Source organism: Pleomorphochaeta sp. DL1XJH-081 (genome assembly GCF_049310885.1).
In the GTDB taxonomy this organism is placed as follows: Bacteria; Spirochaetota; Spirochaetia; order Sphaerochaetales; family Sphaerochaetaceae; genus CAYZJV01.
This window is the reverse complement of sequence record NZ_JBMDYO010000051.1, coordinates 1-285: the sequence shown is the minus strand read 5'-3', so window position 1 is coordinate 285 and position 285 is coordinate 1. Positions and strand designations below refer to the sequence as shown.

Annotated in this window: 1 protein-coding gene; it reads right to left on the bottom strand. The window is 39.6% G+C overall.

The annotated features are described in order from the left end of the window. Positions 1-273: hypothetical protein (locus tag ACODJP_RS13870; RefSeq protein ID WP_422482504.1), on the bottom strand; the 273-nt coding region annotated here is incomplete at its 3' end. Positions 274-285: the final 12 nt, after the last annotated feature.

Sequence of the window (285 nt, the reverse complement as noted above, 5' to 3'; positions counted from 1 at the left end):
CGGTAAACGCCCATTCTCTGACTTTACTTCAGTTAACGGGCAGGTATAGTGCATCAGACGCACCAAATACAATGTTTTGGAACTTAATGTTCTGCGCACCACCATCGGCATTTTAGTTTCCGGAAAACCAAATGGCGTTGATATATCCACACAGTCCTGCTGTTCACCAGACTTTATTTTATGACCAGACTTATCCTCAGAGACTATATATTCAATATAAGGGTCAGAAAAATCTTTTCTGTTTTTTTCTTTGCTATCCGCCATTTTATCCACAAGAGTACGATA